19 protein-coding genes are annotated in these 25,767 nt (G+C 37.5%); 7 read left to right on the plus strand and 12 right to left on the minus strand.

Going from position 1 to position 25,767, the window contains the following annotated elements; translation table 11 throughout:
* The first annotated feature begins 41 nt into the window (after positions 1–41).
* On the plus strand, positions 42–407 hold the full coding sequence (locus MR054_RS14650; RefSeq protein ID WP_242158548.1) for a gluconate 2-dehydrogenase subunit 3 family protein: 366 nt from the start codon (positions 42–44) through the stop codon (positions 405–407).
* 4 nt (positions 408–411) lie between these two features.
* Positions 412–2,004 carry a GMC family oxidoreductase gene (locus MR054_RS14655; protein WP_242158550.1) on the plus strand — a complete coding sequence of 531 codons (1,593 nt, stop codon included), beginning with the start codon at positions 412–414 and terminating at the stop codon, positions 2,002–2,004.
* A gap of 127 nt (positions 2,005–2,131) precedes the next feature.
* On the opposite strand, the gene MR054_RS14660 is transcribed toward MR054_RS14655, so the two are convergent.
* The 9 genes from MR054_RS14660 to MR054_RS14700 form a co-directional block, all read right to left on the minus strand.
* Complete coding sequence (locus MR054_RS14660) at positions 2,132–3,976, minus strand: PKD domain-containing protein (protein WP_242158552.1); 1,845 nt, start codon at positions 3,974–3,976, stop codon at positions 2,132–2,134.
* A gap of 268 nt (positions 3,977–4,244) precedes the next feature.
* Complete coding sequence (locus tag MR054_RS14665; protein WP_242158553.1) at positions 4,245–6,665, minus strand: glycoside hydrolase family 2 TIM barrel-domain containing protein; 2,421 nt, start codon at positions 6,663–6,665, stop codon at positions 4,245–4,247.
* Positions 6,666–6,743: 78 nt separating this feature from the next.
* On the minus strand, positions 6,744–7,829 hold the full coding sequence (locus MR054_RS14670; RefSeq protein WP_242158554.1) for a glycosyl hydrolase 53 family protein: 1,086 nt from the start codon (positions 7,827–7,829) through the stop codon (positions 6,744–6,746).
* A gap of 114 nt (positions 7,830–7,943) precedes the next feature.
* Positions 7,944–10,322 (minus strand): glycoside hydrolase family 2 TIM barrel-domain containing protein, encoded by a 2,379-nt coding sequence (locus MR054_RS14675; RefSeq protein ID WP_242158555.1) that lies wholly within the window; start codon positions 10,320–10,322, stop codon positions 7,944–7,946.
* Positions 10,323–10,604: 282 nt separating this feature from the next.
* Complete coding sequence (locus tag MR054_RS14680) at positions 10,605–11,774, minus strand: SusE domain-containing protein (RefSeq protein WP_242158556.1); 1,170 nt, start codon at positions 11,772–11,774, stop codon at positions 10,605–10,607.
* 99 nt (positions 11,775–11,873) lie between these two features.
* Entirely contained in the window at positions 11,874–12,944 is a 1,071-nt protein-coding gene (locus MR054_RS14685; protein ID WP_242158557.1) for a T9SS type A sorting domain-containing protein, read from the minus strand.
* Positions 12,945–13,105: 161 nt separating this feature from the next.
* Positions 13,106–14,659: a RagB/SusD family nutrient uptake outer membrane protein gene (locus tag MR054_RS14690; protein ID WP_242158558.1), complete on the minus strand. Its 1,554-nt coding sequence runs from the start codon at positions 14,657–14,659 to the stop codon at positions 13,106–13,108.
* Positions 14,660–14,694: 35 nt separating this feature from the next.
* Positions 14,695–17,910: a SusC/RagA family TonB-linked outer membrane protein gene (locus MR054_RS14695; RefSeq protein WP_242158559.1), complete on the minus strand. Its 3,216-nt coding sequence runs from the start codon at positions 17,908–17,910 to the stop codon at positions 14,695–14,697.
* Positions 17,911–18,074: 164 nt separating this feature from the next.
* The gene (locus MR054_RS14700) at positions 18,075–19,220 is read right to left on the minus strand and encodes a FecR family protein (protein ID WP_242158560.1); all 1,146 of its coding nucleotides are present in this window, start codon (positions 19,218–19,220) and stop codon (positions 18,075–18,077) included.
* A 135-nt stretch (positions 19,221–19,355) separates the two neighbouring features.
* On the opposite strand from MR054_RS14700, the gene MR054_RS14705 reads away from it, so the two are divergent.
* From MR054_RS14705 to MR054_RS14715, 3 genes are all read left to right on the plus strand, one after another.
* Positions 19,356–19,922 (plus strand): RNA polymerase sigma factor, encoded by a 567-nt coding sequence (locus tag MR054_RS14705; protein WP_242158561.1) that lies wholly within the window; start codon positions 19,356–19,358, stop codon positions 19,920–19,922.
* Positions 19,923–20,163: 241 nt separating this feature from the next.
* Positions 20,164–20,646: a GMC family oxidoreductase gene (locus tag MR054_RS16710; protein ID WP_276520190.1), complete on the plus strand. Its 483-nt coding sequence runs from the start codon at positions 20,164–20,166 to the stop codon at positions 20,644–20,646.
* Positions 20,647–20,789: 143 nt separating this feature from the next.
* The gene (locus MR054_RS14715; protein ID WP_242086550.1) at positions 20,790–21,212 is read left to right on the plus strand and encodes a hypothetical protein; all 423 of its coding nucleotides are present in this window, start codon (positions 20,790–20,792) and stop codon (positions 21,210–21,212) included.
* A 61-nt stretch (positions 21,213–21,273) separates the two neighbouring features.
* Here MR054_RS14715 and MR054_RS16830 read toward each other — a convergent pair whose 3' ends face one another.
* Positions 21,274–21,447, minus strand: coding sequence for a hypothetical protein (locus tag MR054_RS16830; protein ID WP_420868351.1), 174 nt, complete (start codon positions 21,445–21,447; stop codon positions 21,274–21,276).
* Between the two features lie 287 nt (positions 21,448–21,734).
* Between MR054_RS16830 and MR054_RS14720 the strand changes: the two genes are divergently transcribed.
* Both MR054_RS14720 and MR054_RS14725 read left to right on the plus strand, forming a co-directional pair.
* Positions 21,735–22,439: a hypothetical protein gene (locus MR054_RS14720; RefSeq protein ID WP_242158563.1), complete on the plus strand. Its 705-nt coding sequence runs from the start codon at positions 21,735–21,737 to the stop codon at positions 22,437–22,439.
* Positions 22,440–22,678: 239 nt separating this feature from the next.
* Positions 22,679–23,380: a cyclase family protein gene (locus MR054_RS14725; RefSeq protein ID WP_242158564.1), complete on the plus strand. Its 702-nt coding sequence runs from the start codon at positions 22,679–22,681 to the stop codon at positions 23,378–23,380.
* 613 nt (positions 23,381–23,993) lie between these two features.
* Here the strand turns inward: MR054_RS14725 and MR054_RS14730 are convergent.
* Together MR054_RS14730 and MR054_RS14735 are read right to left on the minus strand one after the other, a co-directional pair.
* The gene (locus tag MR054_RS14730; protein WP_242158565.1) at positions 23,994–24,953 is read right to left on the minus strand and encodes a threonine ammonia-lyase; all 960 of its coding nucleotides are present in this window, start codon (positions 24,951–24,953) and stop codon (positions 23,994–23,996) included.
* Positions 24,954–25,127: 174 nt separating this feature from the next.
* Positions 25,128–25,673 carry a GNAT family N-acetyltransferase gene (locus MR054_RS14735; protein WP_242158566.1) on the minus strand — a complete coding sequence of 182 codons (546 nt, stop codon included), beginning with the start codon at positions 25,671–25,673 and terminating at the stop codon, positions 25,128–25,130.
* Between the last annotated feature and the right edge of the window lie 94 nt (positions 25,674–25,767).

The raw sequence follows: 25,767 nt of genomic DNA on the forward strand, positions 1-25,767 counted from the left end.
TGTCATGGGCCATGGATGAACTTATTCCCGCCAGTCATGACATGCCCTCGGCATCCCAGGTGGGCGGCGTCGCCTATATCATGACCCTTATAGAGGAACTGCCGGAGCTGGCGCCCCTGTTTGAGGGGCTTATTGCCCGGATCGATGAGGCCTCCCGCTATCAGTTTTCCAAAATGGGTTCCCCCGAACGGGTTACCGTTTTAAAGGCTCTGGAGGAGCAACACCCCGATGTATTCAAGGTTCTTAAGGACTTTACCTATGAAAGCTATTACACCAATGAAAGCGTATTTCCCTTAATTGGTTACGAACCCCATCCCACGGGATCCACCGGCCCTAAAATGGAGCCTTTCGATGACGCCCTGTTGGATCGTGTGAAGCAATCCGCACCCTTCTATACCAAAATCTGAAGTCATGAAGCAAGATCCCGTTGATGTACTGGTGATAGGTGCCGGGGCGGCCGGAGCGGCCCTGTCGTGGCGATTAACCGAAAAGGGAGCCAAGGTGGTTTGTTTGGAGCAGGGCGGCTGGGTAGACCCCGCCACCTTTCCCTCTCTAAATTCCAATTACGAAACCCAGCTTATGAGGGATGGGGACTTCAGTTTGAGTCCGAATATGCGCAAGCGGCCGGAGGACTATCCTGTAACGAGTCATGGCGAGCATCCGCCCTTTATCATGATGTTTAATGCCGTTGGGGGCTCCACCATCCATTGGCAGGGCATTTTCCCCAGGTTCCATCCCTCCGATTTTAAAGTCAGAACCCTGGATGGGGTTGCCGACGACTGGCCCCTGACCTACCGGGAATTGGAGCCCTATTATAACCTGAACGACATGATGATCGGCGTTTCAGGACTTTCCGGGGATCCGGCCAATCCCCCCAGACCGCCACGGCCCACTCCGCCGCTGCCCATCGGTAAGATGGGTCACACCCTGGTAAAGGGTTTTGAGAAGCTCAACTGGCACTGGTGGGTGAGCGACCAGGGTATTATCTCCAAAGCCTATAAGAACCGGAACCCCTGCATGCTCCATGGAAAATGCATGTTTGGCTGTCCCATGGGCGCCAAGGTAACGACCGACCGCACCTACTGGCCCCTGGCCATAGACCGGGGTGCCGTGATCAGGACCTGGTCCAGGGTCAAGGAGATTACAGTAGACCGAAATGGTCGGGCCAGGGGCGCTATCTATTTTGATAAGGCGGGACAGATCCATGAGATCCGGGCCAAGGTGGTGGTGGTATGTTGTAACGGCATTGGAAGCCCACGCCTCTTATTGAATTCCAGGTCGTCCTTATTTCCGGACGGGCTGGGCAATACCCAGGGCCTGGTGGGCACCCATTTTATGGTGCACCCCAACCTGTTCGTCCATGGTATCTTTGAAGAGGCTATGGATGGGCATATTGGCCCCATGGGCAGTCCGCTGTACAGTCAGCAGTTTTATGAAACCGACGAGCGGCGCGGCTTTAAACGGGGGTATATGCTCTACGGGGAGCGGACCTTCGGGCCCTTGAGTCAGACCTCCAACATCCCCTGGGGGGCCCAGCACCATAAGGCTTTTCGCGAACAATTTCCGCATCAGGTGGGACTCACCGTGTTGGTAGACGATCTGCCCGAGCCCGGCAATACGGTGGCACTGGATGATACGGTTGTGGATTCCAATGGCATTGCCGCGGCCAAAGTGACCTATGCGCTCTCCGAAAATTCGAAGAACATGCTGGCACATGCCGCGAAAAAGGCCACGGAATTACTGGAGGCTGCGGGCGCGATATCCGTCCATGTCCCGCCCCCTTCGAATATGGCCCATTTAATGGGCACGGTCCGGATGGGCACCACAGAACGCCATTCGGTGGTGAACAGGGACCACCAGGTGCACAGTGTGCCCAATCTGTTTGTGGTGGATGGCAGTTCGTTCACGACGGGGGCGGGAGTCAATCCCACCTCTACAATCATGGCTTTGGCCTTACGGGCAGCCGATAGGATCTGGGACCGCCGAATGGCATGGCATGGATAGGGACCGTCAGGCGCCTTTACCACAGGGATGAGCCTATACGGCACCGGGGGAATCCCGGTGTTGCAGCATACCATTATTTTTTTCTTACAACAAAAAGTAGTCTTTATTAGCAAGGAAGTGTTATATTTCATAAGTCTTTGTACCCATCGCCATTGGGTGTAAAGTATTTTGGATAGTCAAAAACATGAACCTCCTTTACCATTATTCCACATCCAATTTTATCCTTGATATAAATGTTATAGCTTCCAGAATTTAAGTTTTTGAAGATTGCACTATTCTGATAATTGACACCATCCAAGGAATATTCATAATTCCCTACTCCATTAACCCTTACCTCTATAGAATTATTGAATATCGTCCAATCCATCTTGCTTATATTTACGTTATCAGGGCGTCCGGACATGATAACTTTAATATTTTTAGAAGCGGAACACTCCCCATCAAAAACGGTTAGTGAGTAGACACCGGGAGTATTCACCATAATCTCAGGTGCAGTTTCGCCAGTGGACCATAAATAAGAATCATGTAAACTGTTTACATAAATTTTCTCCTCTTCACCCGCACATATGGTCCAAGTATTCGCCATATCAATAACAGGATTTTCAAAAACTTCTAAGGAATAGGATAAAAAATAGGTGTTATATCCGGATTGTATTTTCACTTTTATTTCAAATGTCCCTGTGGTAACAAATTGATGTTCCGGTTCCAATTCCCCAGAGGTGGTACCATCCCCAAAATCCCAATGCACCTCATCCAGGGGTAAATCTGTACTTATACCAAAAACACTCATTTCTCCTAAACAAACATTTTCACATTCAATAGAGCCTATAAATGAAGATTGCACAAAAGGCGGAAGCCCATAGACTGCAAGCCCCTCATTGAGATCCGTTCCCTTATTTACATAATTACAACCTAAGCCCAAGACATTGGGTTTCTCAATATAGTCTAAAAAAGAGGTTAACCCATTGGATATATATATCCTTCCATCTATTGCCAATTGAATACCCGATAAAAGTTCTTGCCCTTCATACAACAGTAAAACAGAATCGATTATAGCCGTTTTTTTAAAATTGTGTAAATCCATTTGGTAAAGTAAACTAGAAAAGTCAATCAAATCCAAATCTGTCACGTACAGCAAATTACCATCAGGTGAAAATTCAATTCCATAAGCGCCATTACGAGGGCCTTTTCTAAAAATTTCATCCAACAAAATCGGATTTGACACCATTCCCGTTCTCGTATCAAAATCAAATACTTCGACGGTACTATTGATATGCCATTTAGCTAAAGCCAGTTTTTTACCATTTGGAGCTATTTTAAGATATCCAATACTATTTTTAACTTCACCTCCATGAAAACTGCCAACTTTTGAAACAACGGGGACTTGAACTACTCCGGAGTCGTTAACCTCGAAAACCAGAAAGTCATCACCATTCCAAGTATGTGATGCTACCCAAAAATCGCTTCCATTGGCATGCCTAACTGCTGAAATTTTTTCAGTAGAAGGCCCCATTAGAAAAATATTTTTCAACAAAGTTATGTCTCCTAATCCATTATTCAGTTCCATATTAACCTCCGTATATCTTAAGCCGGCTGATTGAGCTGCATTTGCCACAGTGAATATATAGTATATACTTTTTGAGTCCGGCTTAGGAACTATTATGGCTGACTGCGTACTTGATATATTACCCAAAAGGCCTTTCCCGTTAGGCATAACGCAATGGTTTCTATCCCAAACTGTAACGCCATCAGTATAAAAGAGAAGTTCTCCTTTGTTATTGGATATCGTGGCACACCCCTCGTTTGTCCTTAATTTCCCATCAGAAAGTGGGTTCACTTCTGTTTCACTGAAACTTAATCCGGCATGGTATCCAAAATACCAATTGGCGGATTCCATTTGACCCCAAGAACTATTTGATAAAAACACAAGACATGTAACCAGCAGATGTGATATTTTTTTTGTGTTTTTCATTACAATAAGTGCTTTTTATGCATTACCTGCTTTAAAATAGGCGCATTACGAATAGTTTCTTTACTCAAATCGAAAAAGTCAAGCGTAAACAGTTTAAAGGCTGTGTAGCCCCCAATGAGATTCCAACATTTCCATTCTCTATTCCGTAATTCGTCATTTCTGATGACTTTTTAATTTTCATAATGTGGTCTTGCATCTAAGAAAAAGAAAATATCCAAGACTAAAATAATTGTGACATAGTTCACCATACTCTTACCATTTAGCACGTCTATTCTATCGTTACATTTTTATGCACTATCGGTAAATATGGCGTTGAAACATTCAATTCGATTTCTCCTTTATCTTTAGTTGCTCTTAGGTAAATTGTTGCCCTTCCATCCAAAAGTCTATGCTTATTGTCTGTATAGTTCTCTGCCACATTGCCTGATGCATTTTCAATGCCTAAAAGTTCTCCGTCTTCTCTAACAATGCAGGTAATTTCATTATCCGCTTTTTTGGCTAAATTCCCGTTGGCATCTATGGCTCTGACTTCAATAATAGCAACATCGTTTTTAGATTTTAACCTGGCCTGTTTTATTTCTAATTCTAAATATTCAGGTCGATATGTAGTTTGTATTGTCTTTGAAACCATTTCAACATCATCCCTATAACCTACTGCCTTCAATTCTCCTTTTATGAAAGGGACATCCCAATACACTATGCCCGTTTCATCATCATACTCCCGGTTTTTCCCTATTTGCTCTCCATTTAAATACAAAGACACCTTCTCTGTATTGGTATAACACACCACCCTTATGAGATCACCATCTTTATAGTCCCAAACATCTGGTGCATCAATTGCTAATCCATTGTTGGTACTTACGGGGTAGGTTCCAATATAAACCATTGGATTTTCAGCCCATAAGGATTGTCTAAAATAGCCTATGGGCTTTATATTGCCAGCAAAATCTAACAATCCTGATTCAAACCCTCTGGACGGCCAGGCATGTGCTTCTCCCAGATAATCAATGCCTGTCCAGATAAATTGTCCGAAAATAAAATCTTTATCTCTTACAGTTTTCCAGGCATGAAAGTCGTGACGTGTTTCACTTCCATAGAGTATACGGTTGGGGTATTTTGCATGGTCTTCCTCATATCTACTCTCTGTATAATTGTACCCTACAATATCCAATGCTCCGGGATATGCTGTTTCGTTAGACATTAGGACTCCTGCCAAAGCCGCAGTTACAGGTCTGCTGGTATCTATCGATTTTACAATAGGCACTAATTCTTTGGCAATATCGCCTAATCGATCGGCATGAGGGTGATCTTTCAAATAGCCTTTTACAAAATGCTGACTAATAGCCCCAGTTGCTAATACCGGATGACTATAAGGATCATTAGGATAATCTACTTCATTCCCTATACTCCACATAATAATTGACGGATGATTTCTATCACGTTTTACCATGGTTTCTAAATCATGTTTCCCCCATTCTCTGAAATCTTTTGCGGCGCCTTGAAATTGGGGTACGCCATGATTCCAACCCGTTATCCATTTTTTTTTTGGATATTCCCATTCATCAAAGGCCTCGTCCATTACCAACATTCCTAGTTCATCGCATAAATCATACAAATCTGTTGCCTGTGGGTTGTGGCTCGTACGAATTCCATTAGTCCCTAATTCCTTTAATTTTAGAATCCGTTCTCTCCAAACCTCCTTTGGGACGGCAGCCCCTAATACCCCTGCATCATGGTGTAAACATACCCCCTTGATTTTCATCCGGTTCCCATTAAGTGCAAATCCTTTATCTGCATCAAAGTCAATAGAACGAATTCCCACATTGGTTAATGACGTATCCATGATTTTGCTTTCTTGATAGAGTGTTGTTCTCAATTGGTATAAATAGGGATTATTTATACGCCATAGTTCAGGATTGGTTATTTTAAGAATTTGATTTGAACTAACTTTTTTTTCTGAAGTAATTTTTACTTTTTGAGCAGATGTAGCAACTACTTTACCTGTAGCGTCAACAAGTTCTTGCTTCACTTTAAAAGCACCAGAACCTAAAGTACTGGTTAATTGACTTGTTACTTTTATTTCTGCTTTATTCTCCTTTATTTCAGTGGTATAATTAACGCCCCAGAGATCAAAATGTGTTGGTGCTGCAGTAACCAAATGTACATCTCTATAAATTCCAGAACCCGTGTACCATCTGGAGTCTGCATCTTCTTCATGATCCACTCTTACCGCTACCACATTGATTCCTCCATAATTTACATACTCACTTATCTCATATATAAATGACCCATAACCACTTGGTCTTTTCCCTAACCATTTACCATTGATATAAACTTCACTATTTCTATAGACCCCTTCAAAATACAAATACAATCGCTTTCCATCCTTGTCCTCCGGGATATCTAAATTCGTACGATACCACGCTATTCCCCCGGGCAAGTAACCTGTACAACTGGCTTTATCGGGACTTGCAGGAAAGGTTACTGACCAATCATGAGGCACATGAACTTTTTCCCACGTGCTATGATCCAGTGTCTGTCTTCCTCCTAAATGAACATCACCATAATGAAAATACCAGTCGTTTAGAGTTTGTGATTTTCCAAAGCCTTGCCCAAAAACAGGATTGCCAATAGTTAATAGAAGGATTATATATAACCGAGTTACTATTTTAAGGGTTAATTCAAACATTTATTTATAGAATTTATGTTATTGTGTTTATTTGGAGAGCACAATCTTAAATTTGATTGTGAATCAAAAAAAGTCTCATTATTGAAAGATTTCCAGTATTGGTAATTGAACATTATCATAGTTTAACACTGCCTGGTTTTCCCAATGCGTTCCATTATAGGTATCTGGTTTTGGCCGCATATATGCACCAGTTACCCCTCCCCAAATTCCAATTCCTAATCCTTTTGGGTTATCTTCGACTATTTCGTTTATCTTTTCGACGAAATCTCTTTGCCCAACAGGTGTAGCAGGATAAGAAGAAACCAAAAAACGATCTGTTCCTTCTAAAGACGCAAAAGGGTATATGGTTTCCGCTACTACAATTTCCTTGTTCAAGTCACTTGACAACAGGTTAAAATTAAATTGAAAATGTTCTAATTTATTCCCGTGCCAATACGGGTAGTATGACAATGCAATGATGTCATAATCTATATCGTTTAAATCTCTGAAAAAATCTATAGCTCCAATGTGCCCCGCGTAATGGAGCATTATTTTTGCTTCTGGGGAAGTACTTCTTACAGCCTGAACGCCCTCCTGTATCAAGTTTTTAAAAGCGGTTAAATCACTACTATGACCTTCTGGCCATAAAAAACCATTATTCACTTCATTTCCTATTTGTACATAATCTGGTTCAATCTGTGAGATAACCTTAGAGGTGTATTGAAAAACACTATCTTTTAATACCTCTAAACTGAGATTGTCCCAGGCTTTTGGTTTTTCTTGCATTTCTGGATCTGCCCAGGTATCGGAATAATGAATGTCCAACCAGACTTTAATGCCCTTTGCTTTAATTTCATTTGCAAAGGACTTAACCTCAGCTAAGCTTGAATGCTCATTATCGGGAGTATGCCAAAGTCTTAATCTAATGGTATTAAAGCCTGAATTTGATAAAATATCCAAAAAATCCAGTTTCATACCGGATGTATCAAATGTTTCAATGTTAAGTGCTCTTAATTCAGGAACAAAAGAAGCATCTATGGCCTTAATCATGAATCTGTCAGGAGTTGGATCTTCTATATTTGGTAAACCGGTATCTTCGCTATTACTACAGGCTACAAAAGCACATATAACTGTTATTATTAGAACAATTGTTGTTTTCGCCTTTAATTGTTTTGGAGTTTTCATGTTTATTATATTCATTTAATTTTACAAATTCATCACTATCATAAAACTTGAATCACAAGTTTTATTTTAATGCTCTTCCTATTCTAATTCTAAATTAGTTACACGCTATTTCTTTTAATTGATTTTTTCATCTTTTACCCAATAACTCAATGAATCACTTAATAATAAATTTGACTTTTTCACAAAAGAAGATGCAGAGATTTTGAGTTGACTGGAATGTTTATTTGTCTTTAATAAAATGGAAGCAATACCAGCTTTACAGAATACCGGATTTTCTCCTATTAGTTCTGCATCTCCACTTTCTATATGAAACGCGACATCTCCATTGTAATCAGTAACTAATGTTTCTTTTTCATCCACTATACTGGCGTAAACAAAAACCATATCGTTTGTTTCTAATGTCCTTTCATTTAAATCCACAGACAAAAACATTCTATGTTCCTTTTCCGGGGTTTGTACTTCATGCACAGCGACTATCTCGCTATCCAAATAGGCTTTTGCTACTATCTTACCGGCAATAAACTTTTCTAATTGAAAGGTAAAAGGCGGGTGCCTCAGGTTGTCCGAAATCAAATTTTTATCAGGTTTTCTACGTCCTAAACTTGTGCCATTTAAAAACAACTCTACCTCATCGCAATTACTAAAAATCCGTATGTTAAGTGGGCTATCTTTCTTCCATTGATTGGCTATATGAACCATTGGTTGGCCATATGAAGCATCTGGATCTCTTTGACTTTGGAAAAAGTAATAGGCCGGCTTTGGCAATCTAAAAATATCCATGATTCCAGAGGCCTCTAAATCATTTGAATATCCTCTATTATAGTCAAACATCACCCAATACCCATCGGCAAAAGCCGGGGTGCTTAAATTATCATTATGGGCCTCCTGCACATTTGTTGCCTGCTGTAACAAACGTGTTTCACTCACTGTTCGTAATTGCCTACTTGACCTATCCGCTTGCAGCACGTTGTCCCAACTGTCTTGATTGAGTCCTGCATTCATGGCATAATATTCCCAATCCCCATATTCTGATACGTTGTACGGTTTTTTTAATTCTGAATCGTAATGTTCTAAACGATGTTGTCTGGCCTGCAAATAAATGTCGTAACCATAAGGTTGCCATCCGGCGGTAAAACATTGATCTCCCGGGTACTCCTGATGCGCTATAGTATGCAAGGAATCCATAAATGTCTCGGACATCCAAGATTCGTTTAGCGATACTTCCCATGCCAAAACCGATGCATGGTTCCTATCCCTTCTAACCAAATCCCTGGCTGTTTGGAACACGTGCTCCTGAAACCTTTTGTCTTCGCTAAAATACTGCCAGCCCAAAATGGCATCGATAGTTACTATCCCAAGTTCATCGCAAGCGTCCATAAAAGACGGGGCGTGTGGATAATGTGACAATCGCACATAGTCGAATCCTGCTTCCTTGATTTTTTTTGCATCCCTATAATTTGCATTATCCGAGAGTGCGTATCCAATATGAGGATATTCCTGGTGTTTGTTAACGCCTCTTAAAAAGGTCTTTTTACCATTCAAGTAAAAATCTTGCCCAACAAACTTTATCGTCTTGATACCAATCCTTGTAATTTCTTGATCGACCACCATGTCATCAAGTAAAATCTCTGTTTTTAATTGGTAAAGATGAGGTGAGTCCGGGGACCATAACTCTGGATTTTCAACATTTATTCCAAGTACAACCTTTTTATTTTTATTTGATTTTAAAACCTGCTCCTTGCTTTTAACAATAGCAATTATACTATCCTTTTTCAGTACTGTATTTTGTACTCGAAACGATACGCTTTTTTCGTACTTGTTTTTAACGTGGGTTTGAACATTTATTTTAGCCAGATTATCCGACACGAAAGGATATGTAACAAAAATACCACCGCTTGCCGTTTTATTTTCTAAAATGGGATCGGTTATATGTAAACCATCTTTAACTATTAACCAGACATTTCTATGGATGCCTCCGTATGTATTAAAGTCTAACACCTTTAGGGGTTTAGGTCCGGTAATGGGGTTATCCCTATTATCTAAACGTACCTCTACTGTATTTGACCCGTTGAAAATAGCTTGTTCAGTAAAATCTACAACAAAAGGTAAATACCCTCCATGATGTTCCACCAGTTTAACGCCATTTACCCATACCTCTGCAATATTCATGGCACCTTCAAACTTCAACAGTAATTGCTTCCCTTTATGGTATTTTGACAACTTAAAATTCTTTCTGTACCAGCAAATGCCTTGCCATTGGTTATTAACGACTTCCGGTTCTATTCTAGGGGTGTGAGGCAATTCTACCTCCTTCCATTTCTCAATGGCAACAAGTTTTCTAGAAAGTGTATTTATGGAATCCCAATCATTTTCCACTCTAAACGACCAACCATCGTTGAACTTCTTCTTATTTATAAAGGGACTATTCCCTTCACTACATCCGAAAAAAAAGCCCAAAAAAATAGCCAAAATTATATTTCTAAAAATTTTCATTTCTATTTTTTTGATTTTTTTAGATAGTGTATTAATTACGATTCTTCCTATCTTATTTTTAATCATTTGAAAATTTGGGACTTAACTTGGAAGAATTCTCTGTTCTTTTACACTTTATCTATGCCCATTTATAACGTTTTTTATCCTTTAGCCAGGAGAAAATAATCGTTCACCAAACACACTTTTAAAATTAAAATAGAGAGGAAGTAACTCCTCCCTATTTCGTCTTCACAAAAAAAAGCAAACCAAATCCCTACTTAATTAAGTGCGAAGTATCATTATTTATTCCAGAGTAATTACTTTATCGCTTGCGTTAATGGTAAGTACATAGCTTCCGGAAACACCTGTAAATACAATATTAGAATCTCCGCCGCCATCACTTTCAAACCGGTTGTCAATCGAATACCCTAAATCGATAAAATAGTCATAATTGTAAACCGAAGTCCAATCTCCAGCATTTATAGCCGAAGTATCAAAAAATCTGAAACTGTCATTGGACAAATCAAGCGTAGTTTGCCACAGGTCTGGAGATATCTCTGGTAGTTCTGTAGCGTCATTAAAGTTTAAATTCCAACCCCCGGGAGTCGCCCCACCAATAGCCCAAAAAGACTCCGAAGCTGTAAGAATAATTTCCTTCGTGTTGGTATCCAAAGTTAATACGTATATCCCGTCTGTTCCTGTAAACACAAAATTATCGGTGTCTTGACTGCCAATAAATTTACTATCTATGGCATAACCCTGGTCTACATAATATTGATAACTGTTATTTGTGTCCCAACTATCAAACACAGCAAAAAAACGGAAGGATTTTCCATTGTCCACCCCATTAATAAAATAAGCTTTAACGGTATGAATGCCGGCTTCACAAGTGGTTTCTAAGGGAGAAGACCATCCCCAGCCGACATTTTGAAGTGTATCACCAACCAACCATAATGGATCACATGAATCATCCGCTTCAGATACTTCTATTAAAGTAATAATTGTACTCTTTATCTCAGAAAAAATCTCATCTGAACCTGCCCCACCGTTACCTATAGAAGCCTTTACTCTTAGATATACCGTACCCCTATTATTCGGATTCCCATCAATATCTGTTGTTAACGGATCACTATCCAAGCCTAAATCACCCGCTAATCTCAAGAAATCCTTTACTAGGATAACGTAATTGTTAGCGCTTGTTGTTCCTACCAAAATAAATGAGTTAAACGAAGGGTCTGAGGACATCTGAACCTGATAATTAATATTAGTCCCTAAGGTCGTTTCATTCCAGATTATTCGATCGGCAATATTATTTTCTGTTTCCTTAGAAAGTAAATATTCCTCTGAAAGATTGGTTTGTATTTCAATGGTTTCGGAACTCAAATCAGCAATAAAAATTGGGATTTTCTCATCGCAGGAATAAAACATGATTGCAGCCAGTAGAAATACCATTAAATTAGATGTTTTTTTCATTTGTTAATTTTTTTTATTGACACTTTGGGCCGGAACTTATGGTAAAAAAGCCCTATCCCTTAGTCCAAATTGGTAATATGGGTTATTAAAATTTATCTTTTATTCTTTTACAAATTTGATGTGTTTATATCCATAATCAGTGCCTAAAGACAATATATACATCCCTCTTTTCAACATTGAAACATCCACGGAGTTTAAATCGTTCTCAATTGATTTATACACTGATTTTCCAAGAATATTTGTAATTTGATAGGACTTTACCTGGTTCTCTTTTAAATTAGAAATATTCAATCTGCTTTGTACGGGATTAGGGTAGATTGATATTCTATTATAGATGACTTGATCATCGACACCTAAACTTGGAGCAACTATTTCAAAGTTGTCATACGATCCTCCGTACCAGTCCCACCAACCCGTTGGGTCTTCGGTCCACAACCCCGGTTTTCTTAACTCCACGGTAATTCTATAAAACTCATCTCCCGGTAAATCCGCTGATAAAGTGGTTAATACCGGAATACTTAAAACAAGTGTCCCTGAATCAGACGTCCCGGCCGGTGCATTTAAGGTGGTTCGGGCAACATCTGAAACCGGTTGCCATCCTACTGCAGGATCTCTTCGTTCTATCGCACAATGAAACTCCATATCAAACACTTCATTATTCATATAAGAATAATCTACAGATACATCACCACCAACTTCTTGTTTAACCACATAATTAGTCATTGATACCAGGGGAACTGCTATCTCAAAATTGTCATACGCTCCTGCGTACCAATCCCACCAACCCGTTGGGTCTTCGGTCCACAACCCTGGTTTTCTTAACTCCACAGTAATTCTGTAAAACTCATCTCCCGGTAAATCTGCCGATAAAGTGGTTAATTCCGGAATACTTAAAACCAGTGTACCCGAATCGGAGGTCCCGGCCGGTACGTTTAGAGTGGTTCGTGCAACATCTGAAACCGGTTGCCAGCCCACTGCCGGGTCTCTTCGTTCTATCGCACAATGAAACTCCATTTCAAACGATTCACTATTTGTGTAAGAGTAATCTACCGACACATCTAAACCTGGTCCTTGTGATGTGATATAATTGGTCATTGACACACTATTTTGTGCATTTAACTTAAAAATTAAGCACGTACAAACCGCTAAAAAAAGTATTGCCTTTTTCATAATTTACATTTAGTTTTAGTTAATATTTTTGTTTTTGAATTGTTTCAGCATGTTAACTCAATATTAAATCGTTTAGAAGCTATATGGATTTTAATTCTACATTGATTATAATTAAGAGCACCGTTGTCCTTAGGTTTAAGATGGGTTCTTTTGCCGTTTTACTAATAACCGGGATTTTGCTTTAAATTAGGATTTGTAAGTAGGTCTGATATTGGAATAGGGAATAAATTATACTTACTGTCCACAGAAGTTCCAGATTTCACACCACCTTTCCATTCCCATAAATAGTCGGCTGTGGTAAATCGGTTATAACGAATTAAATCCGTTCTTCTATGCCCTTCCCAAAGTAATTCTCTTGCGCGTTCGTCAAGTATGAAATCCAATGTCAAATCCGACAAAGAAATATTGCCTAAAGTGCTATCCGGATTATCGCCATACGCTCGTCCTCTAATTCTATTAATGTATGACAAAGCTATTGCAATATCTCCTCCAGTACCCCCTCTTAGAACAGCCTCGGCATAAATAAAATAGATTTCTGCCAATCGAAAAACAGGAAAATCAACGTCACTGGCACTATTGTTCGTGTTCTTTTGTAGAATTGGAACCCCATTTCTATCTACATTTCTAAACTTATAAATAGAGTATCCATGTCTTGGATTTAACAAGGACTCAATTTCCAAGGTTTGATTATCGGTCCAGAATACAGCTCTTTTATCAATGCTTGGATCATAAGAGGGAAACAACGCCGGGATTTCGGATCTCACGCGCAAACCTTCCCAACTTGCCGTCAAGCCTGTTATCGAAGGTGGCACACCTGCCGGTCCAAGAATATTGACATTTGTACTGCGCCATGGATTGCCAAATTCATTGTCATAATTAAACGTAAAAATAAATTCATTGGTGTTAAGATGGTTGTCTCCTAACATTAACCATGCATGCTTCTGTTCTAATGCATAACCCGCATCGATTACTTTTTTACTATAGCTAATTGCTTCGGTAAAATGCGCCTCCCCCGAATAGATTTCGGCATTTAAATATAATCGCGCTAATAAAGACCAAACCGCTGCTCTATCTGCCCTGCCATATTCATTAGATCTGGCTTCGACCATGTTCAATTCGATGTCTTGTAATTCTGATTCAATAAACTCGAATAAATCCCCTTGTTTAATCTGACTTGGCGTATCTCCATTGGCTAAAGTAACTTCGGTCGCAAAGGTTGGATTCCCGAATAAATCAAGTAACATCCAATAAGCATAGGCCCTGACAAAACGCACTTCACTAAGATAAATTTCAACTTCTGCTTTATCAGCCTCAGAAAAACCACGTTTTTGTAATACATCTGGACTAGCCTCTAAAATAAAATTGTTGCATAAACTCACTAGATATAGTATTTCCCTATATCGTTCTGCCGACATGTTATGATCCGAAGACCAAATCAATTGGGTTGTCTGCTGTCCACCATCCCATTTACTTGCCATTTCGTCGGTTCCCGATTCCTGTAATGTCCAATAATATCTATATACACCACTACCGTCAAATCCGGACAAATTCTGATAAACAGTTGAAAGTCCTTGTTTATATGCTTCTACTGATACAAAAAGTTCATCTCCTTGAATTTCGTTTGTTGGAAACAAGTCTAAATCATTTGCACATGACGATAAACCTAATAATACCACCAAACAAATGCTCAATAATTTTATACTTAATATTTTCATTTTTGTTTTTTTAGTTCTACAACGCTCTTACTACACTACAAATTCAGATTTAAAGAGATTGAATAGGTTCTTGGAGCGCCATATAGACCTCCTAACCCTGCTCCCCAATTCCATGGAGCTTCTGGGTCACCACCTGTATAATTTGTAATAACAAATACATTTTGAACCGAGGCTGAAACCACTAAGTTGGAATTTCTTTTTTTGGAGTTAATGATATTTCCAAAATCATAGCTCAAATTGATATTATCCATCTTTAAAAAGGATGCATTCTGCAAGTAAAAGTCACTAAAATCCTGATTGATTGAGTTATCTTTAATGAAGCCTGTTTGAAAATAAGTCGTACTGAAATTGTAAGGTATAATTTCAAAATAGAGCTCTCTCAAATTATCCTTGGGTTGAAAATATATATATTGCCCCAAATTTGAATGAAAAGCCATGCTCAAGGTTAACTTTTTGTAATTAATGCTTGAACTAAACCCTATAATATGTTCAGGAGCCGAACTTTTCGTTCGATAACGATCTTCTTCATTTATAAGGCCATCCTTATTGAGGTCAACCATTTGGTTTTCAATAGGATTTCCGTTAACATCATAAACCTGATGGTAAAGAAAAAATGTGTTTCTTGGGTATCCAACCGTATTAACAATACGGCTACTGCTAAGTAAGCCTACCTCACTATCATCGCCCTCTCCCAATCGCGTGATTTTATTTTCATTATAACTATAATTGGCTGAAAGGTTCCAGTTTAAATCTTCATTTCGAACGATACTGCCGTTGAGCTTAATTTCTAAACCTGTATTTTCCAAACTTCCAATATTCTTTACAATGGAATTGGCGAAATTAGTTCCTGAGGGTAAGGCCACATCGTTCAGCAAATCTTTGGTATCCCTTTTATACACTTCAAAACTCCCGGTAAGTCTGTCCCTATACAACCCCCAATCCAATCCAATATTAGTTGTTTCAGATTGTTCCCATTTTCTGTTTCTATCTACAGCCTGAGGATAAAAGCCCTGTATCAAACTATTCCCTATAGGATATGTATAACTTGCAGCTCCAAATTGATAAACCGGGATGTATTCATATTCGCCAATGCCATCTTGCTGTCCCGTTATTCCATATCCCGCTCTTAGTTTTAAGGTTGATATAGTTCGGGAGTCTTTTAAGACATTTTCCTCATTTATTTTCCATGCTGCCGATACCGAGGGAAACACACCCCATCTATTCGCTCTGGAGAACCGTGAAGACCCATCCGTTCTAATTGAACCTGTGAGGACATACTTATTATCTAAGGTATAAATCAGTCGCCCAAAATAGGAAATCAAAGTGCTCTCAATATTGTCAAAATTAAAATTAGGAACAGAGCCGGGGTTTTCTACACCATCTTCATCGTAAACAGGGTAGTTATAATTCTTCGTTTTAAAACTATTATAAGAATACCCCGCTAAAACCTCTATTTTACTAAGGATAGCCTTTAATTCATTTATATAATTTATCGTAAATTCCCCAAATAAATTATTCACTTCTTGAGAAGGGTCTCCTCCAGATATTTCACCATTAGCAACATTGTATAAAAAATTTGTTGCCGGAATAAACCTTCTTGATTTTTTTCTTGCAATATCATAACCTGTATTCAATTTAAAAGACAGGTCCTCAAAAAAAGGAAGCTTATATTCCAATTGCATATTACCAATACTTCTGAGACTGGTTGCCCGTGAATCAATTTGATACAGTTGTGAAACAGGGTTATGATGTGACCCCAAAATCCACGGGTTTGATGCAAATTGTTCGTATTGCCAATATCCGCCATAATAAGAGTCGCTATCATAAACCGGTTGAGTAGGATCAAAAGTCACAGCTCTATAAATCACATCTTCATTTGCTATTCGCTCTTTTTGACTCATCCCCTTTATATTTACATTGACTTTTAAATGCTGATCAAAAAAACTAGGACTTAAATTTAAATTCAAAGTGCTTCTTTTAAAATTCCCTGTCTTAAGCGTCCCATCCTGATCCAAATATCCAAGTGACAAACGGTATGGCAATCCTCTAATACCTCCACTAACACTAATGGTATTATCAGTTGTTAAGGCATCCTGGTAGATCTCATCCTGCCAATCTGTATTTTCATTTCCTAAATTGAAATCCTCAATTGGAATTCCTGATATTATAGAAGCTTCTTCGGCAACAGCTCTATATTGATTTCCAGTTAAAACATCCTGCTTAAAAATATTTGTTGATATCGAGGTTCCAGAAGAAAAGGATACCTTGAATTCACCTTCACCCCCTTTTTTAGTAGTAATAATAATTACCCCATTTGACCCTCTTGAACCATAAATAGCCGCTGCCGATGCATCTTTTAAGACGCTAAATGATAAAATATCTTCAGGATTTAAAGCACTTAAAATCCCTGGCCCGTCAGAAGCGCCTACCGGAACTCCATCAATAACAAATAGCGGATTGTTGGAAGCACTTAAAGAGGCTCCCCCTCTTAAAAGGAAGGAACTTCCTGCCCCAGGTCTCCCACTTATTGGCGTAATTTGCACACCTGCAACCTTATTGGCAATCAACTGCTCTGCATTGGTTACGAAACCCTTTTGAAAATCTTTTGAGTCAATCTTTACAACAGAACCCGTGAGGTCTTTCACCTTTGTAGTTCCATACCCAATTAACACCACCTCATCAAGTTTGGAAGTATCCTCCTTCAAAGTGAGATTCAATGTTCGTGATTCAGTAATACCTATTTCTTGGGTTACAAAGCCCAAATAGGATATGACTAAACGTGTATTTTCATTTTTAAGCTCCAAACTAAACCTACCATCGAAATCGGTTTGAGTACCATTGATTGTCCCCTTTTCAATTATATTAGCTCCCGCCAAAGGCTGTCCGTTGGAATCCGTAATGACACCCGAAACCTGGATGCCCTGCTGTTTGACAACATCCAACGATTCTTCTTTTACCCAAATAGTGTTATCGGCTTCAAGCGTTACAATAAGATTTCCTTTAGACAAACTTTTTTTCAACAAATCATTTGCGGATATGTAACCCTTCTTCAACTCGACTTTAGGATAATCTTTAAATATTCTATCTTGATAAATGAATTTATAATCCGTTTGCTCTTTTATTAAACCGAATACCTCTTCGACTGTCAAGGTCTTATCTTCATCTATCTTTATCTTAATGTTTTGAGACAGGACATTGCTTGGCACAAAGCTTAAAGCCGCAAAACAAAATAAATAAATGAAGGTTTTCATAATAATAATTAGTAATTTCTTTCTAAAACAGGAAAGAGCCTCTTTTAGTTTAATTTCCATAAATTTGCATGGTTATTAGTTAGTTAAACATTTAATTAATTAGTAATCTATAATGGGGGATGAAGTCGTAAGATTTCCAAGGTCTGAACTTTATTCCCCTATTCTTAGTTTAGTGTTATGGTTTGGTCATTTACTTCATAGTTTTTAATTATACTTAAGGCTTTTATGGTAGATAGAATTTTATCGATATTTTGATGTTTTCCCAATACCCCGGTAAACGTAATATCTTCAAGTGCTTTATTCTCAAAGACCACATCTACATCATACCATCTGGAAAGCACTTTCATAATATCTTGTAAGGGCTTGCTTTGAAAGCTGAAAATGCCGTCTTTCCATGAAATGTTGTCATAAACGCTAACCTTGGTTAATGTCATCGCGTTACTATCCAGATCCAGATTTGTTTGCTGATTCGGCGATAATACGTGTTTCATATTAGATGCGCTCACAGCTACTTTTCCTTCAACCAAGGTGGTGTATACATTTTTTTCATCCTGATACGCTTTGATATTAAATTCAGTACCCAACACCTCAACTTCTTGAGCCTTATGAAGCACCTTAAATTTCGATCCCTTATGCAGTGTGCTTGGAGAAACATCAAAGTAGGCTTCTCCATATACCAATTCTACTGTACGGATTTCTCCATCATTAAATGCTACCGGGTATTTTAATTGCGACTCTGAATTTAACCAAACCTTGGTGCCATCTGAAAGCACAACATAAAATTGCCCACCTCTTGGGATGGTTAGATAGTTGTATTCGATTTCCTTTGTTATAGTATTTATACGTTTACGCCAATAAACAATTTGCTCTCCATTACTACTGGCATTGGACGTCTGGAAAGAAGCTCCTTTTTCCAATGGCACTTGAGAACCATCCTCTAGGGTTAAGGTGGCTTTATTGGTGCCAGGTACTATTTTTGTATTTACAATTACAGGAGATTCCGTTTGCTGATCAAGACTTCCTTTGTGATTTAAAACAACTGTGAGCACAACAAACAGCAAAACCGATGCGGCAGCAATGTATCTAAATAGTTTTCTTACAGGCTTATTTCGGTCTTCAATTATTTTTCTAACCTTTAATAGTGCAGCCTCTTCATTAATTTTATACGATGCTAAATTAATGGCATAATTCTCCTTTACCATCTTTTTGAACTTCCTTTGGTTCTTGGAATCTTTAAGCCATTCCGTTAATTTTTCGGTTTGTGCATCGGTTAAGGTGTCAACCAAGTATTTTATAATTATTTTCTGCATTTAATTAAATCGTTCTCCATTTATTAGTATATCGTCATGAGTTTTCAAAAACCCTTAGTTAAAATCAAAAAAAATTAAGAAATTATATTTGTATATTTCGGCGTTAAAAATCACTTAGGGATTAATTGATAATACATGGAAGATTGGGCTTTATTTGATAAGATTAAAAATGATGACCAACGTGCGTTTGATGAATTATTTAAAAAATATTATCATCCCCTTGTTGTTTATATTGTATCTCATACCAACGATGTTCAAATCGCAGAGGACATTGTCCAAAATATTTTCGTTTCATTTTGGAGTGACAGGCACCAAATAAAAATTGCTAAAACGGTTAAAGGTTATTTATATTGGGTCTCCTACACCGCCTTTTTAGACCATTACAGAAAGATCAAAAGAAGAAGGACCTTGCTTAATGATTTTAAGGAAAAAGCCTTAAGAGAAGCCATTGAGGAAGATCCAGAAATTATTGATGTTCGCATAAAAAAATTAAAACAGTTAATAGAGGCCTTACCGCCTATGCCAAAAAAGGTACTGGAGCTAAATAAACTTCGTGGATTAAATTATGCTGAGATAGCTGAAACGCTGAAAATATCAAAAAAAACAGTTGAATCCCATATGCGCACGGCATTCAAGAAAATAAGAAAGGGGTTTGACAATGCTTATCTTATTTTAAATTTAATACGTAAAGTTTTTAGGTAAAATGACATTTCTATTGGTTGTCTAATTGGCCATATTACTTCCTGATAAGTTCTAACGCTTCTCCAAGTAAAAGGAAACTTTAATTAATTATTACAACAAAGATTCATTCCAATGATAAAAATACATATTAAATTTACCATTTGTAGATTTTGAAAATTTTGTCGACAAATACCCATTCGTTCGAGTTTTTCATTAGGGAATGTACCGAAAATAAGGATTTTGATTGATCCACAAAGCCTCAATGCAATACTTTAAAGCCATCAGATATCAAAAAAACCACCTGCCTGAAATTTGCTTTAAGCTGTTCCATTTTCTCTTCCGGCCGTTCATATCTGATTTGGGGAACTGTGGTTTCTTCTATCCAATCCCCCAGGCCTCCACGACCCACCTTGTCGCTGCCAAAGAGACCTATGCGCTCTCAGAAAATTCGAAAAACATGCCGGCACATCCCACCAATATGGCCCATTTAATGGGCACGGTCCGGATGGGCACCACAGAACGCCATTCGGTGGTGAACAGGGACCACCAGGTGCACAGTGTGCCCAATCTGTTTGTGGTGGACGGCAGTTCGTTCACGACGGGAGCCGGGGTCAATCCCACCTCTACGATCATGGCTTTGGCCTTGCTCAAAACAAAAAAGGAAAACTTCGCATGGGATTGCTACTCACATCAAATTTATGGCCTTTTCCCAAATTATAATGAAGTCATTTTAAAGAAGAACTAGCTCCTATAAATTGCCTGAATGTAGTCCAACAGTTATTAACTATTTTATAAATTACATTGTTCGTAAATTTTTAAGGTTTTTTTTACATATATCATAATTTTATCTACTTTAGGTTGCGTATTAACCAATTAAAATCTTTATTTATGTTTTCAAAAACGAATTTAGTTTCAACATTAGTAGGAGCCGTGTGGTCCTACATTGGAGGTTACTTGCTTTGGATAAAGCTTGGATCATCATTCTTTGCAGGACATGAAGGCACTGCAACCGGAGTCTGGAAGGAGACCCCTGATCTCATGCATAATATTATCGCCGGTGTTATAGTGGCATTTGCTTTTTCTACAATTTATTCTAAATTATCTAATAATGGGCATACCATCGCTCATGGAGCAACTTATGGATTATTAGTTGGTCTCTTTATTGGATTTGGAGAAAGATGGTATGATTTGGCTTTTGCTAACATAATGGATATGTCAGGCACAATCATTAATGGCATATTGAATCTCATATTTTACGGCATTTTAGGTATTTTAACCAGTATGGTTTATAATAAGGTGAAAAGTGCCTAAAATCAAGTTATAAAAACTTAAAAACCTGGCTAAGTTTGTTCTTAATCAGGTTTTTATGTGTTTATGTGTTTATGCGTTCAGGATCTGGTTCTGGTGATTCTACAAATTGTTTCTTAGCGTTCCAGTTTTTAGGGTTCATTAAAAGTCCTGTTGAACATTCTTTTCTTTTCTTGGCAAATGTTTGTCTGCACCTTATATGCCAATTACTTTTTGAATTGGTTTTTTGCTTTATCAAGCATATCGGTAATATATAATTTCATGATTTTTAATTAAATGATGCATTATGGTGCCCCTTTGAAGAAAATGGTACCCCAAGGGTACACTAAAATATGGTATAAACTAGAGTCCTTCCTCTAATTTAAAAACGTATTAGAATAGAATTGTTTTTTGTTAACCTTCTTTTATTTTCTGATTATCGAATATTTGATATGTCTTTTTTGTATCTTTATAAATCTCACTAATTCAGCTCCTTATACACAACTACAAATGTCCTGCCCATACTTATAAGTTTAAATTGCTTCTATGAGATTAGCTAATTTACCTGATCTTTTAGTTGATAAAATCTTTAAAAAAATGGCAAGGATCTTTAAATACTTATTACCATTTATGTTCATTATTTGCAACAATTACAATAACTATGGACAAGAAACAGACACATTTAAAAAGAGGAAACAAAATGTCAATTGGAAGAAAATTTATATTGGTTTGGATTTAGGAGGCGGTTGGTTAAAGGCATCTCCTGAAAGCATTAAAAATGAGCATTCTTCTTCTTTCATTGTCGGGTTTTGTGCAGGTTATATCCCTCTAGAATGGCTCCATGTGGGCTTGCTTTTTAATGTGACAGATGGCATATACAAAGAATATGAAAATGACAGCGCCTTTCAATTTGATAACCCTTATGAAAGTACTGCTATTACAAATTGGTTTGCACAGATTCAGTTTTTCCCCTTTAAAAAATTTAACTTTTTAATTAATTTGGAAGGTGGCATTATAGATTATTACCACAGTCCAAAGAGTGATTATATATTTAATAGTTCTGGCTTAGGTTATAAATTAGGTTTAGGTTATGAATTTAAGGTTTATAAAGAGCTTAAACTTTCAATAGTTATGAAATATGGTGCTGGTAAATTTAATAAAGATTATTATGACCCTGTAAATGACATTTATTCAAATAAGCCTAGTTACACGATCTTTGACATTCCGTTGCGTATCCTTTATTATTTTTAAAAAAAATATTTTATACCATTATGTCCTAAAACAAAAAAGCCGGTCTGCCGACAGGCAAATACCCCGATGTTCTCATAAATAAAAAAGGAAAGCTTCGCATGGGATAGCCTGATTTCTTAGGGGTTCACTACATTAACCCGTTTTGGGATAACCCACACCTTATTTTAGTGGCAATCAGGACAGGACTTGAATAGATAATTAGTCTTTTCGTACTTTTAGGAAATCTTATTTAGAATTGTATGACCAAAATAATTGACTTAAGCCAAGAAATATATGGGGGTATGCCAGTGTATAAAGGACTTCCCGAAGTAAAAATGACAATTCATAATACACACGAGGAGTGGGACGGTGTTAAAGATTCTGGTACAGTTACACCAGCTGTTTATAAATTGGAATTGGGAGAGCATACAGGTACACATGTAGATGCGCTTAACCACATGGCGAAAGAGTTTAAGGAAAATTCAATAGACACTATGCCGCTTTCAATGTTTTATACTGAAGGCATTTGCCTGGACTTTTCACGCAAGAACTTGAAAGAATTGATTACATCTCTAGAAATAGAAGAAGCTTGCAGACAACAAAAGGTTGAAATCAATACGGGAGATACTGTATTGATTTATACAGATCATTATCGTAAGACCTATAATACCCTTGACTGGCCTAATGGTCCGGGTATAACTTCGGAAGCTGCCGCATGGCTTGGAAGAAAAAGGATATCTGCCTTTGGCGTAGAAACTATGTCTCCCGGAGTATCAGGTATTTCAAATAAGGAAGTTCATAGAATTTGTGGTAGAATGGGTTTTACACACTATGAAAATATGATCAATCTTCATCTTTTAATTGGTCGTGGACGTTTCAGGTTTATTGGACTGCCTTTAAAAATAAGAGGAGGAACAGGCTCTCCAGTAAGAGCTATTGCAGTATTTGAAAATGAATTTTAAATACAATCCTAAAGCCCAAGTATGTTGTTGCCAACTTGAAACCATTAAAACATTTTTTCCAGAGTATCAAATTTTTGTCCTTTAATACCTCTTTAGCCTGTTTAAAATGTCGATTTTCGTGACGTATAATGATTTCAAAGACGGTTTCCAATTTATAGACAATATGCCTATGGACTGGTGAGAAAATGACAAAATCACTTGTGATCAAATCTCAAGAGTTGTCATCAATTTCTTTAATTCATTTTGATGATTTTTAAAATCAATTATAATATCCTAAAATACTCCTGTTTTGTTTGGTTCCCAAATTTTAAATGTTCGTGACTTTTTCTTTCTATTCGGGTTAATTGATTTTAATATAACCTTTCCAAAAAAGTTTACCAACATTCCTATTTTTGCTGAATATGGTTTTCTATACCTCCCTTTTTTTGCCTGTTCGATTATCATAAAATAAGATTTATTGGTATTCATTAAATGATCGATATTTTGTGCTATACTCCCGTTTTTAGCATTAAGTTTCCCATTTAGTTATTGAATACTTAAGTGCCCAAACGCTTTTGAAACCCATAGGCTGTTTAATCGATTTCGGCATCTCATAAACTAGATGAGAACTTCTTTATTTTATAATCCTTAAAAATTTTTCATACGACATGTTTCTCCCAGTTATTACTGTTGCCACATTTTTAAATTTGTTAAATATTTCAGGATATTTTCTTATCCCTGCCAATCCAACAATGCCTGAAGGTTCTACAAAATGTTTGTGGTTTTTTATTGTCCATTTTATATTATCAATAATATCAGCTTCAGATACAATTAAAAAATCCTCTACAAATTCGTTGATATAATTCCAGGTAATTGAATCTTCTTCTACTTCTGCTCCAATTCCTTCAGCTATTGAAGGCTTTATTTTAAAGTTTGAGGGATAGACTTTAGATCTAAACCAGTTTGCCAAAAATGGAGCATTTTCTTGCTGAACACCATATAGTTTTATATTAGGATTGATACTCTTCATTACTATGCCCAATCCTGCCAAATAACCACCTCCTCCTACACCACAAACCAAACAGTCCACATTAGGCAATTGCTCCAAAAGTTCCAACCCAATGGTTCCACCTCCCTCAATCATTTCAACATCATTGTAAGCTGAAACATAACAAAATCCCTTTTCTTTTTCCAATCGCTTCGCTTCCAATCTTGCTTCAGTTACCGATTCAAATAATTGAATGGATGCATTATTGGTTCTAATGTCCTTCAATCTATCCTTATCCGCATCTTTAGGCATTAAAATATGAACTTTTGAATTCAATTTTTTGGCCGCATAGGATAGTCCCACACCATGTCCACCAGCAGTTGGAGCTACAAATTCTGTTTTGGGGTTTATTTCTTGCTGCTTAAGAATTTTATTAAAAGCTCCTCTTGGTTTAAAGCTTCCTGACACCTGTAAATTTTCTAGTTTAAGATATACGTTCGTGTTGATTTCCTTAGAAAGGTCAATGGAGTATTCCAAAGGGGTTTCAAAAACATGAGGTGAAATCCGTTTTTGCGCGCTTAAAATGTCTTGAATTGTAATTTTCATTATTTGGTTGAATGATTTAAATATAATGTTATAAACTTATAATGCCTTGTAAAAAATTTTGTTTAACGGTCTCGTGTAAACGCAGTAGCGGATTTTGAAGCCGAACTTTCGGTTTATTACTGGTGTTAAATTTGCGAAATAACTTTCGATTAAACCCTTTAGCCGCTATTGCGTTTATACATTGTTAACCACAGTATTTTGTATTTTTTTTTTCAATGCAGAAAACTCAAAATTTTCTTTTCCAATTTGAAAGTAATGATTTCCAATTTTTTCAAATCCGCTTTTTTTGTAAAAGCTTATTGCTCGTTCGTTACTGTTTAGCACAGAAAGCCAAATTTCTGTAAATTCAAGTTCTTTGGCTTTTTTTAAGAGTAGATTTTGTAATTCAAATCCAATTTTCTTTGACAAAAAATCTTTCAAAACGTATATTTTTTGAAGTTGGCAAGTGTTTTCCGTGTCAATAAATTCTGATTTGGAATTCAACTTGAGTTTTGCGTAACCAACAGGTAGTCGGTTTGCAAAAGCTATACAAAAAACATTATTTGATTTCTCAATTCCGTTTTCAATTTTTTCAACCGAAAATGTTGAATTGTAATAATTCAATAAATCTTGCTCATCTCTAAAAAAATGTCCGAAAGTTTCGGTAAATGTAATTCTTCCAAGTAGTGCTATAAATTGAGCATCTTTTTTAGTTGCTAATCTTATTTCTATATCGTTCATTTTGTACTGCGTTCTGTTTATATTGTGGCTAACCTGTAATTTAACCCAATCCTTAAATTGGCCATAAGGTTGGCGCGTGATACTTAATTTAAAT

The organism is Aestuariivivens sediminis, from assembly GCF_022662105.1.
Taxonomy (GTDB): Bacteria; Bacteroidota; Bacteroidia; order Flavobacteriales; family Flavobacteriaceae; genus Aestuariivivens; species Aestuariivivens sediminis.